The sequence below is a fragment of the Mesorhizobium sp. M7A.F.Ca.CA.002.09.1.1 genome, assembly GCF_003998555.1.
Taxonomy (GTDB): Bacteria; Pseudomonadota; Alphaproteobacteria; order Rhizobiales; family Rhizobiaceae; genus Mesorhizobium; species Mesorhizobium ciceri.
On record NZ_RZRR01000300.1, the window covers coordinates 1 to 5,746 of the forward strand.

The following is a 5,746-nucleotide window of genomic DNA, read 5'->3' on the forward strand; positions in this document are numbered from 1 at the left end:
CTTGCGCCGTGGACGCCGTGCACGGAATCCTCGATGACGAAAGTGTTCGCCGGGTTGGCGTTGAGTTTCTCCGCCGCGAACAGGAACACGTCCGGCGCCGGTTTCGTTTTCGCGGTCGGTGTTTCCATCGCCGAAAAAATCCGGTCGGTGAAAAACGGCAGAAGATGCACCTTTTCCAGCATGAATTCGATCCTCTCGGAGCGTGAATTCGAGCAGACGCAGCGCGGCACGGTTACCGCGGCAACGGCCTCGCGCGCGCCATCGATGGCGCGGACGTCACTGCGCAGTTTGCGGTCGACCAATTGTTCCTCCCTGTCGATCAGAGAGGCTTGGAAGGGAATGCGGGACTTTTCCTCGACCCGCAGCATGATGTCCTTGAAGGTCAGGCCGGCATAGCTCTCCGAAATCTCCTCAGCCGATATCTCGTATCCGGCCAAGGTCAAAAGCTCGGCGTCGACGCGGGCGGCGATGATCTCGGAATCGACGAGCACGCCGTCGCAATCGAAGATGACAAGGTCTGGCTGGGGCATGGTGATCCGGACAATGGGAGGGCGAAGTGGCCTCGGAAGGCTCAGGCGGCGCGGCATACACCAACAGGGCCGCCTTCGCAAATTCGCCACACCAGTCCCTTGCCTTCACGGAATATTTACGCTGATCGGTAACCATAACCAGGAGTAAACAGTAACGCGTGCCTTGGGTGTCAGAATGTCTGCCGTGCGTCTTCTCGACGAGCTTTCCCACGCTCCCCAGCAATCCGAATGGCTGGACACGATCCTCAAGGGCGACTGCGTCGCCGCGCTAGACCGGCTGCCCGAAAAATCGATCGACGTCATCTTCGCCGATCCGCCCTACAATCTGCAGCTCGACGGCGACCTGCACCGCCCTGATCAGTCGAAGGTCGACGCCGTTGACGACGATTGGGACCAGTTCGAGAGTTTCGAGGCCTATGATGCTTTCACGCGTGCCTGGCTGCTGGCGGCGCGCCGGGTGCTGAAGCCCAACGGCACCATCTGGGTCATCGGCTCCTATCACAACATCTTCCGTGTCGGCGCCAAGATGCAGGATCTCGGCTTCTGGATCCTAAACGACGTCGTCTGGCGCAAGACCAACCCAATGCCGAATTTCCGCGGCCGCCGCTTCCAGAACGCGCATGAGACGATGATCTGGGCCACGCGCGACCAGAAGGGCAAGGGTTACACCTTCAACTACGAAGCCATGAAGGCGTCCAACGACGATATCCAGATGCGCTCCGACTGGCTGTTTCCGATCTGCACCGGCGGCGAGCGGCTGAAGAACGACAATGGCGACAAGCTGCACCCGACGCAGAAGCCGGAAGCGCTGCTTGCCCGCATCATGATGGCCTCGACCAAACCGGGCGACATCGTGCTCGATCCGTTCTTCGGCTCCGGCACCACCGGCGCGGTGGCCAAGCGCCTCGGCCGCCATTTCGTCGGCATCGAGCGCGAGCAGGCCTACATCGACGCCGCCAACGAGCGCATCGACGCGGTGCGGCCGCTGGATGGTGCCGATCTCACCGTTCTCACGGGCAAGCGCGCCGAGCCGCGCGTTGCCTTCGTCAGCCTGATCGACACCGGCCTGATGATGCCGGGTGCGACGCTCTACGATGCCAAGAAGCGCTGGGCGGCCAAGGTGCGGGCCGACGGCACGGTGGCGATCGGCGACAGCGCCGGTTCGATCCACAAGGTCGGCGCCGAAGTGCAGGGGCTGGATGCCTGCAACGGCTGGACCTTCTGGCATTATGAGCGCAGCGGTGGCCTGACCCCGATCGACGAGCTTCGCCGCATCGCGCGGCTCGGCATGGAGCGGGCAGGGGCCTGAGCCCCTGCCAATTGCTTCGAATGCCTTTGATTCAAAGGCTCAACGGATCGCGCGAAGCGATTCAAATCAGGCCTTGATTCCGAGACGTTCAAGGTCTGCTTGAAGCGTCCTTGCGTCGGTGAACAGCACCGATTGCCAGCCTGCCGCCTTGGCGCCGTCGACATTCTTCTGGCTGTCATCGATGAACAGCGTCGCGGCCGGTTCGAGGCCGAATGCGGCGACGTGGTGATCGTAGATGGCTCGGTCGGGCTTGATCTGGCGAATATCGGCCGACACCGTCACGCCGCGCGGACGATTGAGGAAATCGAAGCGCTCGCGGGCCTCGGCCAGCGTGTCGCTGGCGAAATTGGTCAGCATGGTCACGTCGTGGCCGCTCTCGATCAGACCGACCATGATGGCGACGCTGTCCTCATAGGCATGCGGCACCATCTCGTGCCAGTGGCGGCGGAAACCGCGGATGTTTTCCGCGTGATCGGGATGGTCCGCGATCAGCAGCGCCTCGGCCTCTTCCCAGGTCCGGCCGCGATCCTGCTCGATGTTCCAATCATGCGTGCAGACATTGTCGAAAAACCACTTTCTCTCTTCGGCATCCGGAATGAGGCGGCTGAACGGAATGTTGGGATCGTAGTGGATCAGCACGCGGCCGATATCGAAAACGATGTGGCGTATTTCAGTCATGGGGCCTCTTTGCACTGTGTGGCGACGGCTTTTTCGTCGCGCCGGGTATCGCAGCCTCGATTGCCTTTTTCATGACAGTCGGCAGCGCCTCGCCGGAAATCTCGTGAGCGAGCGACCAGAAATGCCCGTCTGGCGCATCACCTTTGATGTGAGCGTGAAAGACTTCGAGTTCGAGAGCGAAATGCGTGAAGACATGCGCAATGCGGCCCGCATGCCGCCAGTCGGCGGGAAACGGCGCGGCCGCTTGCGTGGTTGCCCCATCGATCCGCGCGGTCCAGCCTGTCGTCGGCACCTCGGTCATGCCGCCGAGCAAGCCCTTCTCGGCCCGTTTGCGCAGAAGGATGGCGCCGTCGGCCCGTACGGCGACAAAGGCCGCGCCGTGCCGCTGCGGCTTGTCGGCCTTGGGCAGGCGCACCGGGAAGTGCTCGGGATCGCCTGAAACGACCGCGTCGCAGTCTTCGCGCAGCGGGCACAGCATGCAGCGTGGCCGGCGTGGCGTACAGATGGTGGCGCCGAGATCCATCATCGCCTGGGCGAAGTCGCCAGGCCTTATCCCGGGCACCATGCGCTCGACATGGGCGCGGATCTCGGGCTTGGCTTCGCTGAGCGGGGTTGTGATCGAAAACAGCCGGGAGATGACACGTTCGACATTGCCGTCGACAACCGCGGCGGGGCGGTCGAAGGCAATCGCCGTGATGGCCGCCGACGTATAGGCGCCGATGCCGGGCAATTCTCTCAAACCAGTCTCCGTGTCGGGAAACCGGCCGCCACGCGCAGCCACAAGATCGGCACAGGCCTTGAGATTGCGGGCGCGGGAGTAGTAGCCGAGCCCGGCCCAGGCCTTCATCACGTCCTCCGCTGGCGTCGCGGCCAGCGCCTCGACATCGGGCCATTTCTCGACGAAAATCCGGAAATAGGCCTTCACTGCTTCGACGGTGGTCTGCTGCAGCATGACCTCGGAGAGCCAGATGCGGTAGGGATCAGGCCGCACGCCGCGTGCATGCTCACGGGGCGTGATGCGCCACGGCAATTCACGGTGATGCACATCATACCAGCCGAGCAGGCGGGATGCGATATCGTCGCTGACACCGGATGCAGCTGTGCTGCTATCTCCAGATGCAGCTATGCTGCTATCTGCGGATGTGGCTTTGCCACTATCCCAGGATGCGGTCTTGCGGGTCTGGTCTGCTGGTGCCATTGATCTTGTATTGGCCTGGCCGGTATCTGCTGGGTCGTCGCTGGAGGACGTACATGGCAGGGAGAACGCCCTACGGCAATCCCGTCCCGGTCAGCGATCTCGCGACCAGGATCCTCGATCCGGTGCTGCGCAAGCGGGCCGGCATTTCGATCGGCCTCGTCCAGTCATGGGACGAGATCGCCGGCCCACGGCTGGCCAGCCACTCGCGCCCCGAAAAAATCCAGTGGCCGCGCCGTATGCATGAGGACGATCCGTTCGAGCCGGCCGTGCTGGTCATTGCCTGCGAAGGCATGGCGGCACTTCATCTGCAGCACGAGACGGGCGAGATCATCAACCGGGTCAACGCCTTCCTCGGCTTCACCGCCATCAACCGCATCAGGATCCTGCAGAAGCCGGTGACAGCCGACAAAGGAAAGCGCAGACCGGCCCTGAGACCGCTGACCGCGGCTGAGAAGACGAAATTGTCGGGGACTGTCGGCCTGGTCGATAATGAAGGACTGCGCGCCTCGCTGGAGAAACTTGGCGCGACCATTATTGGGGAGAGAAAATCATAGGCGTCTTGAAGAAAGTCATGGATTCGTCGTCTATATCTCGCATTCGTGATCGCCCTTGTCAGGTTTCGCGATTGGATTGGGGATCGAGATGCCTTAATTCGCGCCAACTCTCGCCTTTTCGTGTCTTTGCATTGCAAAATCCAACCCTTGTCAGGTGATTCGTATGAACCGTCCCCCGTTTGGCCAAAGCTTGTCTCGCAGAAACGTCCTGTCTTCGCTGGCCGCCATTCCGGCGGTGGCCCTGCTCGCGGCCTGCAGCGACTCTGGCGAGGAGGCGAAGGCTGCGAATGTGAAGCCCGCTGAGCCGGCCGCTCCCGCAAAGCCGGCCACGCCGGCCGCCGCCACCGCGCCGGAAGCCCAGGGCACCGTGGACATGACGGAACTGATGAAGCCGGGCGCGCTGCCCGACAAGCAGCTTGGCAAGGACGACGCCAAGGTCACCATCGTCGAATACGCCTCGATGACCTGCCCGCATTGCGCGCATTTCGCCGAGACCACCTTTCCGGACCTGAAGACCAAGTACATCGACACCGGCAAGGTTCGCTACATCCTGCGCGAATTCCCGTTCGACCCGAGCGCCGAAGCCGGTTTTATGCTGGCGCGCTGCGCCAAGGATAACTATTACCCCATGGTCGACGTCCTGTTCCGGCAGCAGGCGAACTGGGTTGGCGTCCAGAATACCAAGGATGCGCTGCTGCAAATCTCGAAGCTCGCCGGTTTTACACAGGAGTCCTTCGAGGCCTGCTTGACGGACCAGAAACTTCTGGACGATGTGAGATCGGTCCAGAAGCGCGGCGCCAATGAATTCAAGGTCGACTCGACACCGACCTTCTTCATCAACGGTAAGACCTACAAGGGGGCGATGTCGATTGAGGAAATGTCGGCCATCATCGACCCTCTGCTCTGACGTCCAGTCAGCCCTGAGGCGGCGGCGCTTCGGCGTGCGCGGCTTCTCGTTGTGCTGCGAATTCCTTTCGCAAAACCACGGAAATCCGCTTAGCGGGCGGCGCGAATGAAGTTTTCGCGCCTTCGCCTCCTTGGTTTCAAATCTTTCGTCGAGCCTGGCGAGTTCGTCATCGAACGCGGCCTGACCGGCATTGTCGGGCCCAATGGCTGCGGCAAGTCGAACCTTGTCGAGGCGTTGCGCTGGGTGATGGGCGAAAGCTCCTACAAGAATATGCGCGCGTCCGGCATGGACGACGTCATCTTCTCCGGCTCGGGCACGCGTCCGGCGCGCAACACCGCCGAAGTGACGCTCTTCCTCGACAACAGCGACCGCTCGGCGCCCGCTGCCTTCAACGATGCCGACGAACTGCAGGTGTCGCGCCGCATCGAGCGCGAGGCCGGTTCGCTTTACCGTATCAACGGCAAGGAGGCCCGCGCCAAGGACGTGCAGCTTCTGTTCGCCGACCAGTCGACCGGTGCGCGTTCGCCGTCGATGGTCGGCCAGGGCCGCATCGGCGAACTGATCCAGGCC

Annotated in this window: 7 protein-coding genes; 4 read left to right on the forward strand and 3 right to left on the reverse strand. The window is 62.4% G+C overall.

From position 1 onward, the window contains the following. Positions 1 to 530, reverse strand: a 530-nt coding sequence (locus tag EN994_RS15035) for an HAD-IA family hydrolase (RefSeq protein WP_127307622.1), incomplete at its 3' end; no start/stop codon positions are given. A gap of 175 nt (positions 531 to 705) precedes the next feature. On the opposite strand from EN994_RS15035, the gene EN994_RS15040 reads away from it, so the two are divergent. Then, positions 706 to 1,839: a site-specific DNA-methyltransferase gene (locus EN994_RS15040; protein ID WP_013532758.1), complete on the forward strand. Its 1,134-nt coding sequence runs from the start codon at positions 706 to 708 to the stop codon at positions 1,837 to 1,839. A 66-nt stretch (positions 1,840 to 1,905) separates the two neighbouring features. Here EN994_RS15040 and EN994_RS15045 read toward each other — a convergent pair whose 3' ends face one another. Both EN994_RS15045 and mutY read right to left on the reverse strand, forming a co-directional pair. Next, a complete protein-coding gene (locus EN994_RS15045; protein WP_013532757.1) occupies positions 1,906 to 2,517 on the reverse strand; it encodes an HAD family phosphatase in 612 nt (203 codons plus the stop codon). Continuing rightward, positions 2,510 to 3,715 carry an A/G-specific adenine glycosylase gene (mutY, locus tag EN994_RS15050; protein ID WP_013532756.1) on the reverse strand — a complete coding sequence of 402 codons (1,206 nt, stop codon included), beginning with the start codon at positions 3,713 to 3,715 and terminating at the stop codon, positions 2,510 to 2,512. The genes EN994_RS15045 and mutY overlap by 8 nt, the downstream gene beginning before the upstream one ends. A 53-nt stretch (positions 3,716 to 3,768) precedes the next feature. Here mutY and EN994_RS15055 point away from each other — a divergent pair, with 53 nt between their 5' ends. The 3 genes from EN994_RS15055 to EN994_RS15065 all read left to right on the forward strand — a co-directional run. After that, positions 3,769 to 4,269, forward strand: a complete 501-nt coding sequence (locus EN994_RS15055) for a DUF721 domain-containing protein (protein WP_013532755.1) — start codon at positions 3,769 to 3,771, stop codon at positions 4,267 to 4,269. A gap of 163 nt (positions 4,270 to 4,432) precedes the next feature. Beyond that, positions 4,433 to 5,176: a DsbA family protein gene (locus EN994_RS15060; protein ID WP_013532754.1), complete on the forward strand. Its 744-nt coding sequence runs from the start codon at positions 4,433 to 4,435 to the stop codon at positions 5,174 to 5,176. Positions 5,177 to 5,281: 105 nt separating this feature from the next. Then, positions 5,282 to 5,746: AAA family ATPase (locus EN994_RS15065; RefSeq protein ID WP_164745930.1), on the forward strand; the 465-nt coding region annotated here is incomplete at its 3' end.